Annotated in this window: 15 protein-coding genes; 10 read left to right on the forward strand and 5 right to left on the reverse strand. The window is 62.4% G+C overall.

All coding sequences use genetic code 11. From position 1 onward, the window contains the following. The first annotated feature begins 30 nt into the window (after positions 1 to 30). A complete protein-coding gene (locus tag SM764_RS00135; RefSeq protein WP_369000708.1) occupies positions 31 to 609 on the forward strand; it encodes a gamma-glutamylcyclotransferase family protein in 579 nt (192 codons plus the stop codon). Then, positions 606 to 1781 carry a DUF2254 domain-containing protein gene (locus SM764_RS00140; protein WP_369000709.1) on the forward strand — a complete coding sequence of 392 codons (1176 nt, stop codon included), beginning with the start codon at positions 606 to 608 and terminating at the stop codon, positions 1779 to 1781. The genes SM764_RS00135 and SM764_RS00140 overlap by 4 nt, the downstream gene beginning before the upstream one ends. Before the next feature lie 103 nt (positions 1782 to 1884). On the opposite strand, the gene gltX is transcribed toward SM764_RS00140, so the two are convergent. Next, positions 1885 to 3210, reverse strand: coding sequence for a glutamate--tRNA ligase (gene gltX / locus SM764_RS00145; protein WP_369000710.1), 1326 nt, complete (start codon positions 3208 to 3210; stop codon positions 1885 to 1887). 251 nt (positions 3211 to 3461) lie between these two features. On the opposite strand from gltX, the gene SM764_RS00150 reads away from it, so the two are divergent. After that, positions 3462 to 4394 carry an MBL fold metallo-hydrolase gene (locus SM764_RS00150; RefSeq protein ID WP_274867098.1) on the forward strand — a complete coding sequence of 311 codons (933 nt, stop codon included), beginning with the start codon at positions 3462 to 3464 and terminating at the stop codon, positions 4392 to 4394. A 17-nt stretch (positions 4395 to 4411) separates the two neighbouring features. Here the strand turns inward: SM764_RS00150 and SM764_RS00155 are convergent, their stop codons facing one another. Together SM764_RS00155 and SM764_RS00160 are read right to left on the reverse strand one after the other, a co-directional pair. After that, the gene (locus SM764_RS00155; protein WP_369000711.1) at positions 4412 to 5761 is read right to left on the reverse strand and encodes an NAD(P)/FAD-dependent oxidoreductase; all 1350 of its coding nucleotides are present in this window, start codon (positions 5759 to 5761) and stop codon (positions 4412 to 4414) included. A 157-nt stretch (positions 5762 to 5918) separates the two neighbouring features. Next, positions 5919 to 7577: an NAD+ synthase gene (locus SM764_RS00160; protein WP_369000712.1), complete on the reverse strand. Its 1659-nt coding sequence runs from the start codon at positions 7575 to 7577 to the stop codon at positions 5919 to 5921. A gap of 211 nt (positions 7578 to 7788) precedes the next feature. On the opposite strand from SM764_RS00160, the gene SM764_RS00165 reads away from it, so the two are divergent. Then, complete coding sequence (locus SM764_RS00165) at positions 7789 to 9234, forward strand: 2-isopropylmalate synthase (RefSeq protein ID WP_368947137.1); 1446 nt, start codon at positions 7789 to 7791, stop codon at positions 9232 to 9234. Positions 9235 to 9258: 24 nt separating this feature from the next. Here the strand turns inward: SM764_RS00165 and SM764_RS00170 are convergent, their stop codons facing one another. Then, positions 9259 to 10785: a cryptochrome/photolyase family protein gene (locus SM764_RS00170; RefSeq protein WP_369000713.1), complete on the reverse strand. Its 1527-nt coding sequence runs from the start codon at positions 10783 to 10785 to the stop codon at positions 9259 to 9261. Between the two features lie 357 nt (positions 10786 to 11142). Between SM764_RS00170 and SM764_RS00175 the strand changes: the two genes are divergently transcribed. Then, positions 11143 to 12717, forward strand: coding sequence for a 2-isopropylmalate synthase (locus tag SM764_RS00175; protein WP_065272765.1), 1575 nt, complete (start codon positions 11143 to 11145; stop codon positions 12715 to 12717). A gap of 118 nt (positions 12718 to 12835) precedes the next feature. Here the strand turns inward: SM764_RS00175 and SM764_RS00180 are convergent, their stop codons facing one another. Then, positions 12836 to 13630, reverse strand: a complete 795-nt coding sequence (locus SM764_RS00180) for a 23S rRNA (adenine(2030)-N(6))-methyltransferase RlmJ (RefSeq protein WP_369000714.1) — start codon at positions 13628 to 13630, stop codon at positions 12836 to 12838. A gap of 275 nt (positions 13631 to 13905) precedes the next feature. Between SM764_RS00180 and SM764_RS00185 the strand changes: the two genes are divergently transcribed. From SM764_RS00185 to rodA, 5 genes are read left to right on the forward strand one after another with little or no spacing between them, the layout of a single operon-like run. After that, positions 13906 to 14952 carry a rod shape-determining protein gene (locus SM764_RS00185; RefSeq protein ID WP_065272763.1) on the forward strand — a complete coding sequence of 349 codons (1047 nt, stop codon included), beginning with the start codon at positions 13906 to 13908 and terminating at the stop codon, positions 14950 to 14952. A 50-nt stretch (positions 14953 to 15002) separates the two neighbouring features. Beyond that, entirely contained in the window at positions 15003 to 15944 is a 942-nt protein-coding gene (mreC, locus tag SM764_RS00190; protein ID WP_274827800.1) for a rod shape-determining protein MreC, read from the forward strand. Next, positions 15937 to 16473: a rod shape-determining protein MreD gene (locus SM764_RS00195; RefSeq protein ID WP_274827799.1), complete on the forward strand. Its 537-nt coding sequence runs from the start codon at positions 15937 to 15939 to the stop codon at positions 16471 to 16473. Before mreC ends, SM764_RS00195 begins: the two co-directional genes overlap by 8 nt. Next, positions 16473 to 18419 (forward strand): penicillin-binding protein 2, encoded by a 1947-nt coding sequence (gene mrdA / locus SM764_RS00200; RefSeq protein WP_274827798.1) that lies wholly within the window; start codon positions 16473 to 16475, stop codon positions 18417 to 18419. The genes SM764_RS00195 and mrdA overlap by 1 nt, the downstream gene beginning before the upstream one ends. Continuing rightward, entirely contained in the window at positions 18416 to 19555 is a 1140-nt protein-coding gene (gene rodA, locus SM764_RS00205) for a rod shape-determining protein RodA (RefSeq protein ID WP_065272759.1), read from the forward strand. Before mrdA ends, rodA begins: the two co-directional genes overlap by 4 nt. Positions 19556 to 19579 lie beyond the last annotated feature (24 nt).

The raw sequence follows: 19579 nt of genomic DNA on the forward strand, positions 1-19579 counted from the left end.
ACATAGATCAAATGGCAAGGAGGACCCGAGATGACCCAGACCGCTCCGTATTTCTTTGGATATGGCAGCCTCGTGAACACGGCGACCCACGATTACAGCGATCCGCGCCCTGCCCGGCTGAGTGGCTGGCGCCGCACCTGGGCACATACCGATCTGCGCGACGTGGCCTTTCTGACCGCCAAACCGGCGCCGGGCGATAGCATCGACGGGCTGATCGCTGCTGTTCCCGGCGCGGATTGGGCGGCGCTTGATGAACGCGAGTACGCCTATGACCGGGTTCTCGCTTCGCAAGCGGTGGGCCACGACCTGCCCGGCGCGCCGGACATTTCAGTCTACGCGGTTCCGGCTGAGCGCCAAGCACCGGGGTCGAACCGCCATCCGATCCTGCTGAGCTATCTTGACGTGGTGCTTCAGGGATACTTGCAGGTCTTTGGCCGCGAAGGCGTGATCGACTTTGTCGCGACCACCGATGGCTGGGACGCGCCTATTCTGGATGACCGCGACGCGCCCCGTTATCCGCGCCACCAACCCACCACCGCGCAGGAACGCAGCCTGTTTGACGATCTGATCGCATCAACCGGCGCCCGCAGACTGCGCCCTGCGTCATGATCTCGAAAACACTGCTCTATTTCCAGCGCCTGACGCGCCAGCTGTGGTTGAGGGTGGTTCTGATCTCGCTCTGCTCCGTGCTCGCTCTGGCATTGGCGCCGCTTCTGACCCCCATGCTGCCTGAGGGGCTGAGCAACCGGTTCGGGCGTGACGCAGTCCTGCCGATCCTGACCATTCTTGCCTCTGGCATGCTGGCGGTAACAACCTTTTCGCTCAACGTCATGGTCAGCGCCTACCGGACCGCCTCTTCGATGTCTACGCCGCGGGTCTACCGACTGCTGCTCGAAGACACTGTCACGCAAAGCGTTCTTGCCACTTTTGTCGGCGGGTTCGTCTATTCGCTGTGCGCGATCATCCTGTTCCGGGCCAAGGTCTACGCGCCTGAATCCGCCATTGTCGTCTTTGCCATGACCATCTTTGTCGTTGCGCTGATTGTCATCGCAATCCTGCGGTGGATCGACCACCTGTCGGGACTTGGCAGCATGGACCACACCCTGCGTCTTATTGAAACCCGTAGCCGTACCAGCCTGAAACAGCAGGCAAAACGCCCCTGCCTGGGGGGCAAACCCGCTGACAGCGATGAACAGCCAGAGGACGCCCTGCCCATTCCGGCCCGGCGCAGTGGTTTCGTGCGTTTTGCCGATATGGCGCGTCTGAACGAGATCGCCGCCGAGGCAGGCGCGCATATCACCATGCACCGCGCCCCGGGTGATTTTGTCCTGCGCGGCCGCCCTGTCGCCTGGGCAGAAAGCGGCGATGAGAGCCTCTGCAAGGAAGCCGCAAAGGCCATTGAAATCGGCGATGTACGCAGTTTCGATCAGGATCCGGTTTTCGGCCTGACGCTGCTGGCCGAGACGGCACAAAAGGCCCTGTCGCCCGGGGTCAACGACCCTGGCACCGCGATTGAGGTGATGGGACGGCTGGAACGCCTGCTGTGGGAAACCCTCCCCGAAGATCCGACCGAGGATGACTGCATGTTTGAACATGTCAGTATGGTGCCAGTATCGCCCAAGCTTTTGCTGGACAGCAGCTTTGCCCCGATTGCCCATTGCGGCAAGCAGGACCCTTTCGTGATGAAATGGATGCAGCAAGCGCTGACTGCCCTCTCCTCGCATCCGAACAGGGAACTGGCGAATTCCGCAACCGACATGGGCAAAGAGCTGAAAGCATAGCCCTAGATCTGCTGGTACGACTGGCCTTCAAAGAAAAAGACGGCCCGGAAACCGGACCGCCTTTATAACCTGGTCAATCAGGCGCAGGTCGCACCCCAACCGCTCAGCCCTTGGCGCGGACCTTCTCCATCAGCGCCAGAAGGGCACTCATGTCGGGGCCGCGTTCCATGCCCGTGACTGCGTGGCGCAGCGGCATGAAGAGGGATTTGCCCTTGCGGCCAGTCGCCTCTTTCACCGCAGCGGTCCAGCTGCCCCAGGTGGTTGAGTCGTAGGGGCCATCGGGCAGCAGCGCCATCGCCTCGGCAATGAACTCCTTGTCTTCATCCGCGATCAGCGGCTCAGCCCCGTCGCGGCACAGCGTCCACCAGCCTTCAAGGTCTTTCAGCGTGGTGATGTTTTCCTTGGCCATATCCCAGAAGGCGGCCTGTTTTTCCGCCGGAACACCCAGCGCCTCGACCTGCTCCTGGACGGCTTCCAGCGGCAGGCTCTGCAGATAACGACCGGTGAGCGGGAACAGATCTTCAACGTCGAATTTCGTCGGCGCGGCGCCAAAACGGTTGATGTCGAAGCCCTCGATCAGCTCGGCCATCTCGCTGCGCAACTCGACCGGGTCAGAGGAGCCAAGCCGCGCCATCAGGCTCAGCAGCGCCATCGGCTGCACGCCCTGTTCGCGCAGATCGCGCAGCGCCAGCGTGCCAAGACGTTTCGACAGCGCCTCGCCCTGCGGACCGGTCAGGAGAGAGTGATGGGCAAATTCCGGCACCTTGCCGCCCAGTGCCTCGATGATCTGGATCTGGGTCGCGGTATTGGTCACGTGATCCGATCCACGCACCACGTGGGTGACGCCAAATTCCGTGTCATCCACGACCGAGGCCAGCGTATACAGGAACTGCCCGTCGCCACGGATCAGAACCGGATCCGAAACCGAGGCCGCGTCGATCGAAATATCGCCAAGAATACCATCGTTCCATTCGATGCGCTGGTGGTCCAGCTTGAACCGCCACACACCATCGCCGCGCTCGGCGCGAAGGGCGGTTTTTTCATCTTCAGACAGCTCCAGCGCAGCGCGGTCATAGACCGGCGGCTTGCCCATGTTCAGCTGCTTCTTGCGCTTCAGATCCAATTCGGTCGGCGTCTCGAAGGCCTCGTAGAACCGGCCCATCTCGCGCAGTTTGTCAGCCGCTTCATGGTAGCGGTCCAGCCGTTCAGACTGGCGTTCGATCCGGTCCCAGCCAAGACCCAGCCACTCCAGATCCTGCTTGATCGCATCGACATATTCTTCCTTGGACCGCTCGGGGTCGGTGTCGTCGATGCGCAGGATGAACGTGCCGCCAGCCTTGCGGGCGATCAGGTAATTCATCAGCGCGGTGCGCAGGTTGCCCACATGGATATAGCCGGTGGGCGACGGAGCAAAACGGGTGGTGGTCATGAATGGTCTCCTGTTGCTGTGCCCCATCTCACATGGAACGGGTTTTGTCCAGTTTCGGCACCCATAGCCCTCCCTCCTTTCGGATTGGTGTCTTTGCTTGGGCCCAGAGGAGATTTACCCGCTGAACCCCCTCGTAAAGCGACACGATCCCGTGACCTCGGTCTGCGCGTACCTTGTCCCCCGCCAAAAAGCCCTATCTCGATCCCAAAGACCGCATAACAAGTGCCAACCAACACAGAGGAGACCAGAATATGACCGTAAAGATGTCCCGCCGCAGCGTGCTGACCGGCGCAACCGCCCTCCCCCTGGCCGCGACCGTCACACCCGCCTTGGCAGAGGGCCACGCGGCCATGGCACCGGCCACCCACGCTCGCAGTTTCAAGCTGGGCGATTTCACCGTGACGACCCTGCTGGACGGCAGCCTGCCCCGCGACGGCGCCAAGGCAATTTTCGGCGGCGGTGCAACGGACGAGGAATTCGCCGAAGTCTCGGCCCAGAACTTCATCCCCGCCGAGATGGCGCAGTTCTTTTTCACCCCCACGCTTGTCGATACCGGCAAAGAAAAGATCCTTTTCGATACCGGGCTTGGTCAGGGCGGCATCCAGAAAGCCCTGGCAGAGGCAGGCGTCACCCCGGATCAGATCGATGTGGTCGTCATCACCCATATGCACCCCGACCACATCGGCGGCATGACCACCAGCGGCGCCGCGACCTTTGCCAATGCGCGCTATGTGACGGGGCGCACCGAGTATGATTTCTGGGCCAAGATGGACGCCGAAAACCGCGTTGCCGATCTGGTTTCAAAGAAGGTGACCCCGATGGCCGAAAAGATGACCTTTGTCGAGGACGGCGGCGAAGTAGCCTCTGGTATCACGGCGATGGCCGCCTTTGGCCATACCCCCGGTCACATGACCTATATGCTGGACAGCGGCGATCAGCAGCTGCTGCTGACAGCGGATCTGGCCAACCATTATGTCTGGTCCTTCGCCCACCCGGAATGGGAGGTCCGCTTTGACATGGACAAGGCTGCTGCCACGGCATCGCGCCGCCGTATTCTGGATATGCTGTCCGCCACGCGCACGCCGATGATCGGCTATCACATGCCCTTCCCGGCAGCCGGTTTTGTCGAAACCCGTGGCGAGGGATTCCGTTTTGTGCCGGTCAGCTATCAGATGATGGGCTGAGAATTGCGCCGCGCGCCTTAGCGGGCGGTGCCAATGACCTCGGGCGCGGGCACAGCTGTCCGCGCCTTTTTCGTGAACCTGCTCAGCGCAAAGGCGCGCGGGTCCACGATGGGCGCATCACCGGTCACCAGATCTGCGGTCAGCCGTCCAGCAGCAGGGCCAATGCCAAACCCATGGCCGGAATAACCGGTCGAGACGAACAGCCCCGGCAGATCGTCCACCTGCGAAATTACCGGAATGGCATCCGGGGTCACGTCAATCATGCCGCCCCAGCTTTGCACCACATCGGCGGACTGCAGGATAGGAAAGGCCTTTTGCGCGGCGGCCCAGCTGTTGCGGATCGCCTTTTGCGAGGGCGCGGGATCCAGCACCCGGCAGGTTTCGAACGGCGTGCGCTGATCCGGTGCCCAGCGCCGGTCGTACCCCGCCTCGATCCGCCAACGGTCGGACAGGCGGAAGCGGAGGGATCGCCATTCCTCCAAGAAGGCCGGGAAAAACTTCAGTGCCAGCCGCAAGCTATCGGGAACGATGTCCACCACGTTTTCGGTGCCATCGGCGATGGAATAGCCACCATCGGCGCGCTTGCGCATGGCAAATCCGGCGGCCCACATGGCCGCCTCGGGACCGCCCTGCACCGCCGAGGTTCTAAGCACAGAATTCAGAACTTTGAGCTGCGGCAGCGCCACACCCGCATTGCCAAGGAACAGCCGCGACCAGGCCCCACCCGCAACCACCACGGCCGAACAGCCGACGCGGCCGCGTTCGGTCATCACGCCGCTGACACGTCCAGCCTCGGTTTCGACGCTGCGCACAGCGCATTCGGTCATCACCTTGGCCCCGGCTGCCCGCGCGGCGCTGGCAATAGCATGGGTGGCCAGTTGCGGCTCGGCCCGGCCGTCTTCGGGCGTATGCAGCGCCGCGATGGTGCCGGTTTGGTGTCCCGGCATCAGCTCCGCCAGTTGCTCTCCACGCACCATCTGTGCCGGAATGTCATAGGGGGTCAGATGCTCTGCCCAGGCCGCCAGTTCGGCCTCGGCCCGCGCCCGTTCGGCGGTGAACAGAATACCAGCCCGGGTATAGCCGGTGGGATGTCCGGTGCGAGCCTCCAGCCCGGGCCAGATCTCCATCGCCTTGGCCATCAGGGGCAATTCGCGTGGATCGCGCTGCGAGATACGCACCCAGCCCCAGTTGCGCGAGCTTTGCTCGGCGCCAATCTGGCCCTTTTCACAAAGAAGAACGGAATATCCCCGCTCGGCCAATTCGAGAGCGGTCGTAGAGCCGATGATTCCCCCGCCGATGACAACTGCATCGACACGTTTGGGCAGGGCAAGATCAGCTTGGAAATGTGGCAGCTTAGGTCCAGGCATAAGAGGTCTATGCCGTGCCCCGCGCCCCTGGTCCATGGGGCAAGAGCGCTCTTTCATCCACCCCGTGCAAGCTGTGGCTTTTTCGCGTCAGCCCAGGCACGCGGGGGTATGGTTTTCCTGCCCCCGGACGCGCACTCTTGCTGACAAATACCCCGGTTCAGCCCGGATCGCGCCAGCGGTTTGCAATCGGGTAACGCCGGTCCAGCCAGAAGGCGCGCGGCGTCAGGCGGGTGCCCGGAGCGGACTGGAAGCGCTTGTATTCACTGATATAAATCAGGTGTTCTACCCGTTTCGCCACATCCCGGTCGAACCCGGCAGCGACGCAATCGGCAATCGAGCCTTCCTCGTCCACCAAGATGGTGAGCAGCGCATCCAGCTCGGGATAATCGGGCAGGCTGTCGCTGTCTTTCTGATCCTCACGCAGTTCGGCGCTGGGGGGTTTGTCGATTACATTGGGGCGGATCACCTCGCCCACCGGGCCCATCATCCAGGGCCGGTGATTGGCGTTGCGCCAGCGGCAGGTTTCAAAGACGCGGGTTTTGTAGAGATCCTTGATCGGATTGTAGCCGCCGTTCATATCGCCATAGATCGTGGCATACCCCACCGCGACCTCGGACTTATTGCCGGTGGTCAGCAGCATCTCGCCAAACTTGTTCGACATGGCCATCAGCAGAAGACCGCGTAGGCGGGACTGGATGTTTTCCTCGGTGATGTCGGCATCGCGCCCTTCGAACAGCGGTGCCAGCGTGTTGGTGATGGCAGCGCGCCCCTCGCTGATCGGCACATAGTCGTAATGCACGCCCAGCGCCTTGGCGACGGCTTCGGCATCTTCCAGGGATTCCGCGCTGGTATATTCCGAGGGCAGCATCACGCAGCGCACATTTTCAGCCCCGATGGCATCGACGGCAATGGCGGCAACAATGGCCGAATCCACCCCACCGGACAGACCCAGAAGCGCCTTTTTGAACCCGGTCTTGGCCATGTAATCGCGCAGGGATTCGACCATGGCGCGGTAGTCCTGCTCCCATTCATCGGGGAAATGCGCTTTCTCGCCCTCGACCGCGCGCCAGCCTTCGTCGGTGCGTTCAAGATCCAGCTGGATCACCGCCTCGTCATAAAGCGGCATCTGCAGCGCCAGCGCGCCGCCGGGGTTCAGCACGAAACTGCCCCCGTCAAAGATCTGATCGTCCTGCCCGCCAACCATGTTGAGGTAGATGACCGGCAGATGGGTTTCGATGCAGCGCGCCACCATCATGTTATAGCGCACCTCCATCTTGCCGCGGAAATAGGGCGAACCGTTCGGGATCAGCAGGAACTCGGCGCCGGTCTCTGCAAGCGTCTCGGCCACGTCTTCGTGCCAGCCATCCTCGCAGATCGGACTGCCGATGCGGGTATCGTCAATCGCATAAGGCCCGCCCAGCGGCCCGGCATCAAAGACACGAACCTCGTCAAAGACGGTTTCATTGGGCAGGTGGTGTTTCAGGATGCGCGATGCGATCCGCCCGTCCTTGAGGATCAGATAGGCATTATAGAGCTTGCCACCCTCGGCCCAGGGCGCGCCGATGGCCAGCGCGGGCCCGTCGGCACAATCCTGCGCAAGCTGTTCGGCAGCCGCCATGGCGGCGCGGTGGAACACCGGCTTCATCACCAGATCCTGGGTGTTATAGCCGGTCAGGAACATTTCGGGCAGCGCCACAAGCTGCGCACCGGCCTTGCGACCTTCCTCCCAGGCCGCGTGGGCCTTGGCCGCATTGCCCGCAATATCGCCGACCGTCGGGTTCAGCTGCGCCAGAGAGATACGGAAACGGTCTGCCATGGTGGTCGTGCCCTTCGCAAAACTTCTTCTCAGCCGTTTACCAGATCCCCGGCCAAGGGAAAGAGTGCAGGCCGCAAAAGACATTGCGACAGGCCGCCCTGTCGCATAGTTTCGCAGCTGAGATGCAACATCAGGCGGTGTTCCATCCGCAGACTGGCACCGCGCCCGGCCCATTGGTCCGGCGCAGAACTAAAGGGCAGGCAGAAGTTTCATGACCCGTTTCGGCTCCGTATTCGTGATTTCAGCAGCTATGGCGCTGGCCTCTCCCCTGCAGGCGCAGGACGGTCAGGTCCTCACCACGCAGGATGAAATCGGCGGCGAATACGAAGGCACCTTTCGCGGCGGCCTGCAGCATGGCACCGGCACCTACCGGCTGCCCAATGGTTATGAGTATTCCGGCAACTGGGTCGATGGCGAAATCCGTGGTCAGGGCGTGGCGCGCTATCCAAATGGCGCCGTCTACGAAGGCGAGTTCGCCAAGGGCAAACCCGAGGGGCTCGGCAAGATCACCTTTGCCGATGGCGGCACCTATGAAGGCGAATGGACCGATGGTCTGATCAGTGGTCAGGGCATCGCGGTCTACGCCAATGGCGCGCGCTACGAAGGCAGCTTTGTCAACGGCCAGCACCATGGCAAGGGCGTGATGCGCAATCCCGGCGGTTATGAATACGCTGGCGACTGGGTGGAGGGCCGCAAGGAAGGCGAAGGCAAGATCGTATACCCCGATGGCGCAACCTACGAAGGTGGGATCGCCGATGGTCTGCTGCATGGCACCGGCACGCTGACCATGCCTGACGGGCTGATCTACGAAGGCGACTGGGCCAGCAACCAGATGCACGGCACCGGCAAGCTGACCCAGCCCAACGGCGACGTCTACGAAGGACCGCTGGAAAACGGCCGCAGGCAGGGTATCGGCAAACAGACCCATGCCAATGGTGACGTCTATGTCGGCGAATTCCAGGATGACCTGCGCCATGGCACCGGTACCTTCACCAAGACCGATGGCTACGTCTACGAGGGCGAATGGCTGGCGGGTCAGATCGAGGGCACCGGCAAGGTCACCTATCCCGACGGCTCGGTCTACGTGGGGGAATTCCGCGATGATCTGGCTGATGGCACAGGTAAGATCACCTATCCCGATGGCTCGACCTATGAAGGCGACTGGATCGCCGGAGTGATCGAAGGCACCGGCACCGCCACCTATCCTAACGGCGTGACCTATACCGGCGGTTTCAAGAACGCCCGCAACCACGGTCAGGGCGTGATGACCTATGCCAGCGGATACCGCTATGAAGGTGAATGGCAGGACGGGCAGCGCCACGGTCAGGCCAAGGTCACATATGCGGATGGATCGGTCTACACCGGGCAATTTGCCAACAGCCAGCGCCACGGCAAGGGCCGGATCGAGATGCCCGGCGGCTTTGTCTACGAAGGCGACTGGCAGGAAGGTAAGATCACCGGCGAAGGTGTTGCCACCTATGCCAATGGCGACGTCTACGAAGGCAGCTTCGTCAACGGCAAGCGGCAGGGCCCCGGCAAGATGCGTTATGCCACTGGTCAGGAAACCGACGGTGACTGGCAGAATGGCGCCTTGGTGACCGAATCTACTGAAACGGACGCCGCTGCGGACGACAACGCCGCCAGCACCGACAACTGATCCAGCGGCGGTCCGCGCTTCGGGTCAGACCGTACCGCCCGCCTCAAGCCCGGCCAAAAAGGCGTCAGCCTCTTCCAGAATCTGCGCGCGCTTCTCCGCATCCATCCGGTCCCAGCTGCGGTACATGTTGCCCATGCGCGGATTTGCCGAGAACCGCTCCCGGTGGCGGTCGAGGAAATGCCAGTAGAGCAGGTTGAACGGACAGGCGCCCTCCCCCACCTTGCGACTGACGGAATAGGCGCAGGATTTGCAGTAGTCCGACATGCGGTTGATATAGGCGCCGCTGGAGACATAGGGTTTGGAACCCACGATACCGCCATCGGCAAACTGGCTCATCCCGACGGTATTAGGCGCCTCGACCCACTCAAAAGCATCGGCATAGACTGCCAGATACCATTCGTGCACCGCCTGCGGATCAATCCCGGCCAGAAGCGCGAAATTGCCGGTCACCATCAGCCGCTGGATATGATGAGCATAGGCCTCTTCCCGGGTCTGCGAAACCGCCTGTGACAGGCAGTGCATGCCCGTCTCAGCGCCCCAGTAAAGCGGCGGCAGCGCGCGATCATGGCCCAGCGCGTTGCGCTGCGGATAGTCCTCTCCTTCGAGGAAATAGATCCCACGCACGAATTCGCGCCAGCCAAGGATCTGCCGGATGAACCCTTCGGCGGCGTTGAGCGGCACATCACCTGCTTTCCACGCCTCTTCGGCCGCGACGCACAGTTCCATCGGCTGCAACAGGCCGATATTGAGATAAGGCGACAGAACCGAATGGTAGAGCCATTTCTGCCCTGTCATCATCGCATCCTGATAGTCCCCGAACAGCGGCAGGCCATGCCGGATGAAATGCGCCATTGCCCTCAGGGCATCGGCACGGGTGACCGCGAAATGGAACGGACGCAGATCGCCGAAGTGGTCCCCAAACCGCCGCTCGACAAGGTCCAGAACCTCTTCCGTCTCGTCATCCGGGGTGAACTGCATGGGCCCTGGGGTCTTTATGTCCTTGGACGGTGCCTTGCGGTTCTCCTGATCGTAGTTCCATTTGCCCCCTGCGGGAGTGTCCCCCTCCATCAACAGCCCGGTCTTGCGCCGCATCTTGCGATAGAAATACTCCATGCGCAGTTGCTTGCGCCCCTCGGCCCAGTCGTTGAAATCAGCCCGCGTGGCAATGAACCGCGTGTCCGGCCTGAGGCTGACCTTCAAAGGCAGGGACTGCAACTCCCGGATCAGCCGCCATTCCCCCGGCGTTGTGGCGATCACCTCATCTGCGCCGCTCTGGGCCGCCCGGCGCAGGATTTCCTCCGCGATGGAGCCGGTGTTTCCCGCATCGTCAAGCCGGGTATAGGCGACAGTCCAGCCCTCTGCCCGCAACTGCTCCGCAAACTTCCGCATCGCCGCGAGAATCAGCGCGATCTTCTTGGGGTGGTGACGCACATAGGTACCTTCCTCGGCAACCTCGGCCATGACGATGATGTCGGTGTCCTTGTCCGCGACCTGCAGCGCCGACAGCGACAGGCTCAGTTGATCGCCAAGAATTAGGATGAGTTTTGCCATGTGTCCTGCCTCTGCCGCACCTTTTGCCTATGGCTCATCGCCAAGGCTCTGGCGCAGCTAGGAGGAATTTTCCACAAATCAAACCTGCCCGCACCAAAGCGCCCTGCCGACCGCCAAATGGTCAGGATCACTGAGCTATTTTCGCTCTTTCCATTCGCGGCGCGCTCTGTATAACTTTGCCGCATGACAGCTCGCGCACATATCTTCGGCCCGGCCACCGCCATTTGCGGTGCGGCTCTGCGCGACCTACTGATCCTAACCCGCCTCTGAGCGTGCCATTCGGCGCGCCCGCTCAGAGGAGGAGGCTTGCGCGCCACGAGAATGGATCCAGGACAGAGTTTTAAGAAAGCTACCGACATGACGACTGCACTTGAAAAAGATCGCGTATTGATCTTCGACACCACTTTGCGCGACGGCGAGCAGAGCCCCGGCGCCACCATGACCCACGATGAAAAGCTGGAAATCGCGGGCCTTCTGGACGAGATGGGCGTCGACATCATCGAGGCCGGTTTCCCCATCGCCTCCGAAGGCGATTTCAAAGCGGTGAGCGAGATCGCCGAACGCTCCAAGAACGCGGTGATCTGCGGTCTGGCGCGCGCCAATTTCAAGGATATTGACCGCTGCGCCGAGGCCGTGCGCAAGGCTGCGAAACCCCGCATTCACACCTTTATCGGGACTTCGCCCCTGCACCGCGCCATTCCGAATCTCACCATGGATGAGATGGCCGAGCGGATTCACGACACGGTGACTCATGCGCGCAATCTCGTCGATGACGTGCAATGGTCGCCCATGGATGCGACACGCACCGAATGGGATTATCTCTGCCGGGTGATCGAGATCGCCATCAAGGCCGGCGCCACCACCATCAACATCCCCGATACCGTCGGCTATACCGCGCCGCTGGAATCGGCTGATCTGATCCGCCGCCTGATCGAAACCGTACCGGGCGCGGACGAGGTGATCTTTGCCACCCACTGCCACAACGACCTGGGTCTTGCCACGGCCAACGCTCTGGCCGCCGTCGAGGGCGGCGCGCGTCAGATCGAATGCACCATCAACGGTCTGGGCGAGCGAGCCGGCAACACCGCGCTCGAAGAGGTGGTGATGGCGCTGAAGGTGCGCAATGACATCATGCCCTGGCACACGCAGATCGACACCACCAAGATCATGCATATCTCCCGCCGGGTCTCCACCGTCTCTGGCTTCCCGGTGCAGTTCAACAAGGCCATCGTCGGCAAGAACGCCTTTGCCCACGAAAGCGGCATCCACCAGGACGGGATGCTGAAGAACAAAGAAACCTTCGAGATCATGCGCCCCGAGGACGTAGGTCTTTCAGGAACCTCGCTGCCGCTTGGTAAGCACTCAGGCCGCGCGGCGCTGCGCGACAAGCTGAATAACCTCGGCTATGAGGTCGGCGACAACCAGCTCAAGGATATCTTTGTCCGCTTCAAGGAGCTTGCCGACCGCAAGAAGGAAGTCTTTGACGACGACATCATCGCGCTCATGCGTTCTGGCGAAGATGCCGAGAACGATCATCTGCAACTGGTGTCGATGAAAGTGATCTGCGGCACCGGCGGCCCGGCCGAAGCGACGCTGGAAATGGAGATCGACGGCAAGGATCTGAGCGCCACGGCACAGGGCGATGGCCCGGTGGATGCCGCCTTCAAGGCGGTGCGCGAGCTTTATCCGAACTCGGCGCACCTGCAGCTTTATCAGGTTCACGCCGTGACCGAAGGCACTGATGCACAGGCAACGGTTTCCGTCCGGCTGGAGGAAGACGGCAATATCGCCACCGGCCAGTCGGCCAACACAGATACTGTGGTTGCCTCGGCCAAGGCCTATATCAACGCGCTGAACCGGCTGATCGTGCGCCGCGGCAAGGTCGGCGAAGGCGCCGATACCCGCGAAATCTCCTACAAGGACGCGACCTGAGCGTCTGAAAGATTCGGCGCCGTGCCACAGGCGCGGCGCCAGGCCCAACGCCTTGTCGCCCATCTCTGATGGGCGGCCAAGGGGGCGGGAGATCCCCCCACCTCTACAGGTCTTCGCCTCAGCCCTGATTGAGCCTCTCGAACAGGGCAGAAATACGCGCGGCTTCCTCTTCGGCGCCAAAGGGCGCATTCACTACGAACATACCCGATCCAACCATCCGGTGCCCGGCGCGCACCGGCGGAAAGCGCACCTCGTGGCGCAAGGCGCCCGGCAGCGCCTGCGTCTCTAGCGCGCTCAGCATCTTTTGATGCGCCCCATCTGTCAGGATCGGATACCATAGCGCGATGATGCCGACGTTCCATTTCCGGTGCAGCTTGCCGATGATGCCGGGGATACGTGCGTAATCGGATTTCACCTCATAAGACGGGTCGATCAGCATGAGCCCTCGGCGCGGCGTCGGCGGTGCCAGCGACAGGGCCAGCTCGAACCCATCCTGCTGATGCACCTTGGCATGCCAGGGCCTCAGCGCCTGCCGCAGGGCAGCGTATTCCTGCGGGTGCAATTCGGCAAAATGCAGGCTGTCTATCTCGCGCAGCAAGGCCGCCGCCACCAGCGGCGATCCGGGATAGCTGGTCGCGCCAAACCGCTCGCGGCAGGCATCAATGGCGCGGCTCAGCGGATGATCCGCCGCCAGTCCGTGGTTTTCCAGCACCCGGGAAATCCCCGCGGCCGCCTCCCCCGTCTTCAGCGCCTCGGGGGCCTGCAACTCATAGACGCCCCGCCCGGCATGGGTTTCGATATAGCTGAGCGGTTTGTCCTTGCGGGTCAGATAGGCCAGCATCCAGGCCAGAAGCGCGTGTTTCTGGACATCCGCCAGATTTCCGGCGTGGTAGATATGTTGATAGGACAGCATGACACAGCCCCTACCCCGGTTGGCGCGCCATAGAAAGATCCTTTCGCCGATGCTGCGCCGCAAAACGCCCTGCCCAGCATCGTCCAAGAACCACCCGAACCACAGTGTTCAACATGCCCAAGGCGTGGCCAACCCCCATGTTTCACAGGCGGAAAGGCGCTAGTTGGAGGTAATCGGCCCTTTCGCGGCAGCGCTGCGCTGCTTATAAGATCTACAATGCGCGTTGGCAGCAGAGTCGCGGGCACGAACGGCAGAACTTACAGGATCCCTCATTTATGGCGCTCTTTGGAAATCTAGGCGGTCTGTTCACTTCGGACATGGCCATCGATCTCGGCACTGCGAACACTCTGGTCTATGTCAAAGGCCGCGGCGTGATCCTGTCCGAGCCGTCGGTTGTTGCCTATCACGTCAAGGACGGCGTCAAGAAAGTTCTGGCCGTGGGCGAGGACGCCAAGCTGATGCTGGGCCGTACCCCCGGCTCGATCGAGGCGATCCGCCCGATGCGCGAAGGCGTGATTGCGGACTTCGACACCGCCGAGGAAATGATCAAGCATTTCATCCGCAAGGTGCACAAACGCTCGACCTTCTCCAAGCCCAAGATCATCGTCTGCGTACCCCATGGCGCGACCCCGGTTGAAAAACGCGCGATCCGTCAGTCGGTGCTCTCCGCAGGTGCCCGCCGCGCCGGGCTGATCGCAGAGCCCATCGCCGCCGCCATCGGCGCGGGCATGCCTATCACCGACCCCACCGGCAACATGGTCGTGGACATCGGCGGCGGTACCACCGAGGTGGCGGTTCTGTCCCTTGGGGATATCGTATACGCACGCTCGGTCCGCGTCGGCGGCGACCGCATGGACGAGGCAATCATCTCCTACCTGCGCCGCCAGCAGAACCTTTTGATCGGTGAAGCCACCGCCGAGCGTATCAAGACCTCCATCGGCACCGCCCGCATGCCCGACGATGGCCGAGGCCAGTCGATGCAGATCCGCGGCCGTGACCTGTTGAACGGCGTGCCCAAGGAAATTGAGATCAGCCAGGCGCAGGTCGCCGAGGCGCTGGCCGAACCGGTGCAACAGATCTGCGATTCCGTGATGACCGCGCTGGAAACCACCCCGCCGGATCTGGCCGCCGATATCGTCGACCGTGGCGTCATGTTGACCGGCGGCGGCGCGCTGCTGGGCGATCTGGATCTGGCCCTGCGCGAGCAGACCGGCCTTGCGGTTTCCATCGCCGACGAAAGCCTGAACTGCGTGGCCCTTGGCACCGGCAAGGCACTGGAATTCGAAAAACAGCTGCGCCACGCCATCGACTACGACAGCTGAGGCGCCCTGCCCCGCGCCTGCCGGGGTGATCCACACCCGAAAGGAGTCCCTTGGCCAAAGACCGGTCACAGCGCGAAGATTATTCCGCCCCGCTGCGCCGTTTGCTGATCGGGCTGGTGTGCCTGTGCCTTGCCGCCATTTTTCTGGTCTGGCGGATCGATAGCCCAAGGGTCGAACGCTTCCGCGCGCAGCTAGTGGATACCGTTGTGCCGAATATGGACTGGGCTATGGTGCCGGTCACCGCGACGGTCAACCTGTTCCGGGACTTCCAAAGCTATCAGCGCCTTTCCGAACAGAACCAAGAGTTGCGCTCCGAGCTGCGCCAAATGCGCGCCTGGAAAGAAGCTGCGCTGCAGCTGGAACAGGAAAACGCCCGCCTGCTGGATCTCAACAACGTGCGCCTCGATCCCAAGCTGACCTATATCACCGGTGTGGTGATGGCCGACAGCGGATCGCCCTTTCGCCAGTCTGTGATCCTCAACATCGGCGCCCGGGACGGGATACAGGATGGCTGGGCCGCCATGGACGGGATCGGTCTGGTGGGACGTATTTCCGGCACCGGACAGGATACCGCGCGGGTCATTCTGCTGACTGATGCCGCCAGCGCGGTGCCCGCCACCATCCAGCCTTCGGGGCAGACCGTTCTAGTGACCGGTGACAACAGCGCTGCGCCAGTGCTGGATTTCCTTGAAAACCCCGATCTGATCCGCCCCGGCGACCGGGTCATCACCTCTGGCGATGGCTCCGTCTTTCCGCCCGGGCTGCTGATCGGTCAGGTGACCGAGGACCGCACCGGCCGTAAGCGGGTGCGCCTGTCTGCCGACTACGAACGGCTGGAATTCCTGCGGGTGCTGCGCCATCAGGGCTCTGAGGTGATCAAGGAGCCCGGCGGACTGGTTGTCCCGGCGCCGGATGCCACTGTGCCTCTCCCGCGGCCGCAAAATCTGGCGCCCGAGGCCCTGTCCGCGTCCGAAGGGGAGAGCAATGGCTAGCACCTCGCCCGCGCGGATCTGGATGATGCGGATGGCCTTTCCGGCTCTGGCACTGGTGCTGATCTTCTTTCACCTGCTGCCGCTGGACACTCTGCCGCGCCGTTGGGCGCCGCCAGACCTGCTGCTGGCGCTTGCCATGGCCTGGTCACTGCGGCGGCCGGATTTCGTGCCTGTTCTGCTGCTGGGGGCAACCATGCTGGTCGCCGACATGATGTTCCAGCGCCCGCCCGGCCTTTTTGCGCTGCTGGTGGTACTGGGCTGCGAATTCCTGAAGTCGCGAATCCCGCCGCACCGGGAAACCGCCTTTGCCGCGGAATGGCTCGCCGTCGCCTTTGTGATCGCAGGTATCGTGGTGCTCAACCGAGCCATTCTTGCTATTCTGGCCGTGGCGCAGGCACCCTTGGGCCTCACGCTGATTCAAGCCCTGCTGACGATTGCTGCCTATCCGCTTGTCGTGATCTTCAGTCAAAGCCTTTTGGGTGTGCGCAAACTGTCACCTGCCGAAGCCGAAGCCCTGGGAAGCCGCTGATGAAACGCAATCCGAAAGAGCTGGAATTCAGCCACCGCAAGCTGACCCGTCGGGCGCTGCTTCTGGGCGGTTTGCAACTGGGGTTTGCGGGCGGGTTGGCGGCCCGCATGCGCTATCTGCAGGTAGATCAGGCCGATCAGTTCCGGCTGCTGGCCGAGGAAAACCGGATCAATATCCGCCTGCTACCGCCAGCACGCGGTGAGATCTTCGACCGCAACGGCATCACCCTGGCGCAGAACTCGCCCTCCTATCGCATCACCATTGTCCCCGAGGACGCCGGCGATGTGGGCGAGGTGATCGCCAAACTGTCGCGGCTGATCGAAATCGACCCTGAAGATATCGAGCGCGCCATGGCCGAAATGCGCCGCTCTCCGCCCTTCCTGCCGGTAACGCTGGCCGATCAGATCGGCTGGGAGGACATCTCGAAAGTAGCGGTCAACGCCCCTGCCCTGCCCGGCATTACCCCCGAGGTCGGCCTGACGCGGATCTATCCGCAACGCGGCGCCTTTGCCCATGTGGTCGGCTATGTCGGGCCGGTCTCGGATTATGACCTCAGCAAGATGGAATCGCCGGAACCGATCCTGCGCATTCCTCGTTTCCAGATCGGCAAGGTTGGGTTTGAGGCCAAGCGTGAGGACGCCCTGCGCGGCAAGGCCGGCGCCAAGCGCGTCGAGGTGAATGCTACCGGCCGCGTCATGCGCGAGCTGGACCGGCGCGAAGGTGAGGCCGGCGCCGACATGCAACTGACCGTCGATGCCGAGTTGCAAAGCTATGTGCAGGCGCGCCTTGGCAACGAAAGTGCCGCTGCGGTGATCATCGATTGCGAACATGGGGACACCCGCGCCATCGCCTCCTCGCCCAGCTTTGATCCCAATCTCTTTGTGCGTGGCATCTCGGTCGCCGACTATAGCCTGCTGACCGGCGACCCCTACCGTCCGCTGGCGAACAAGGCGGTGCAGGGCACCTACCCGCCAGGTTCGACCTTCAAGATGGTGACAGCGCTGGCTGCACTGGAGGAAGGGTTGATCGGCCCCGAGGAAACCGTCTGGTGCCCCGGGTATCTGGAGGTCTCCGGCCGCAGGTTCCACTGCTGGAAACGCGCGGGCCATGGGCATGTGGATCTCAACACCTCGCTGAAACAATCCTGCGACGTCTATTACTACGATCTGGCGCTGAAGGTGGGGATCGACAAAATTTCTGCCATGGCCAACCAGCTGGGGCTGGGTGTCCGTCACGATCTGCCGATGTCGGCCGTGGCCAGCGGCCTGGCCCCGAACCGCGAGTGGAAGCAGCGGGTGCACGGGCAGGACTGGCTGATCGGCGACACTGCAAACGCCTCTATCGGGCAGGGCTATATGCTGGCCTCGCCAATGCAACTGGCAGTGATGACCGCGCGGATCGCCTCGGGGCGCAGTATCACCCCGCGCCTGCTGAAATCCATCGACGGGATCGAACAGCCTAGCGGCGGCGGCGAGCCTTTGGGGCTCAATGAAAACAACCTGCGGACCGTGCGCCGAGGCATGTTCTCGGTCAGTAACGACCGGCGCGGCACTGGCTACCGCTCACGCATCATCGCCGAAGACATCCGCATGGCCGGCAAAAGCGGCACCAGCCAGGTGCGCAATATCACCGCGGCCGAACGCGCCGCCGGGGTGATCCGCAACGAGGATCTGCCCTGGGAGCGGCGCGACCACGCGCTCTATGTCTGCTTTGCGCCTTATGACAAACCCCGCTTTGCGGTTGCTGTCGTGGTCGAACACGGGGGTGGCGGGTCACGCGCCGCCGCACCCATTGCCCGCGATGTCATGTTGCAGGCGCTGTTTGATGGAACGCCGCCCCTGTCCGCCTACCCCAAAGGCGATCGCAGCCGCATCAAGGCGCAGCAGGAGCGGCTGGAACGCGAACGTCTGAAACGGGAAGAAACCGGAGGCAGCGACCGGGCATGAGTTATCTTGAAAGCCGCGCCAAATCCGTCCCCTCGGGCCTGCGCAAGATCCTGTATCTGAACTGGCCGCTGACCTTGCTGCTGGCCTCGGTCGCCGGGGTGGGATTCCTGATGCTCTATTCCGTGGCAGGTGGGTCGTTCTCGCCCTGGGCAGAGCCGCAGGCAAAACGCTTTGCCCTTGGCATGGCGGTCATGATCATGGTGGCCATGGTGCCAATCTGGTTCTGGCGCAACATTTCCGTCCTTGCCTATCTGATGTCCATCGTGCTGCTGCTGGCGGTGGAGTTCTTCGGCACCGTCGGCATGGGTGCGCAGCGCTGGATCGACATTGGTTTCATGCGGCTGCAACCCTCTGAACTGATGAAGATCACCCTCGTTATGCTCTTGGCTGCCTATTACGACTGGCTGCCAACGGAAAAGACCTCGCGCCTGTTCTGGGTGCTGGTGCCGGTGATCATGATCCTGTTCCCCACATTTTTGGTGCTGCGGCAGCCGGATCTGGGAACCTCGATCCTGCTGATGGCCGCCGGGGGCGGGGTCATGTTTCTCGCAGGAGTGCACTGGGCCTATTTCGCGACGGTGATTGCTGGCGCCGTTGGCCTGGTCACGGCGGTGTTCTACAGCCGCGGCACCGACTGGCAGCTGATCAAGGATTACCAGTTCCGCCGCATCGATACCTTTCTTGATCCCTCTCAGGATCCGCTCGGCGCCGGCTATCACATCACCCAGTCCAAGATCGCCCTTGGCTCGGGCGGCTGGTCAGGGCGCGGTTTCATGCAGGGCACCCAGTCCCGATTGAACTTCCTGCCGGAAAAACACACCGATTTCATCTTTACCACCCTGGCAGAGGAATTCGGTTTCATTGGCGGCTTTACCCTGCTCAGCATCTACGTGCTGATCATTGTCTTCTGCGTCGCCACCGCGCTTGCGGCGCGAGACCGGTTCTCGTCACTGGTGACGCTTGGCATCGCCATCACCTTCTTCCTGTTCTTTGCCGTGAACATGTCGATGGTGATGGGGCTTGCGCCGGTCGTCGGCGTGCCCTTGCCGCTGGTCTCTTACGGGGGCTCGGCCATGCTGGTGCTGCTCGCCGCCTTTGGTCTGGTGCAAAGCGCAAACGTCCACCGCCCGCGCTAGAACGGGCGGCCCAACCAACAACAG

This window comes from Pseudophaeobacter sp. 1A16562 (assembly GCF_041008785.1).
GTDB lineage: Bacteria > Pseudomonadota > Alphaproteobacteria > Rhodobacterales > Rhodobacteraceae > Phycobacter > Phycobacter gallaeciensis_A.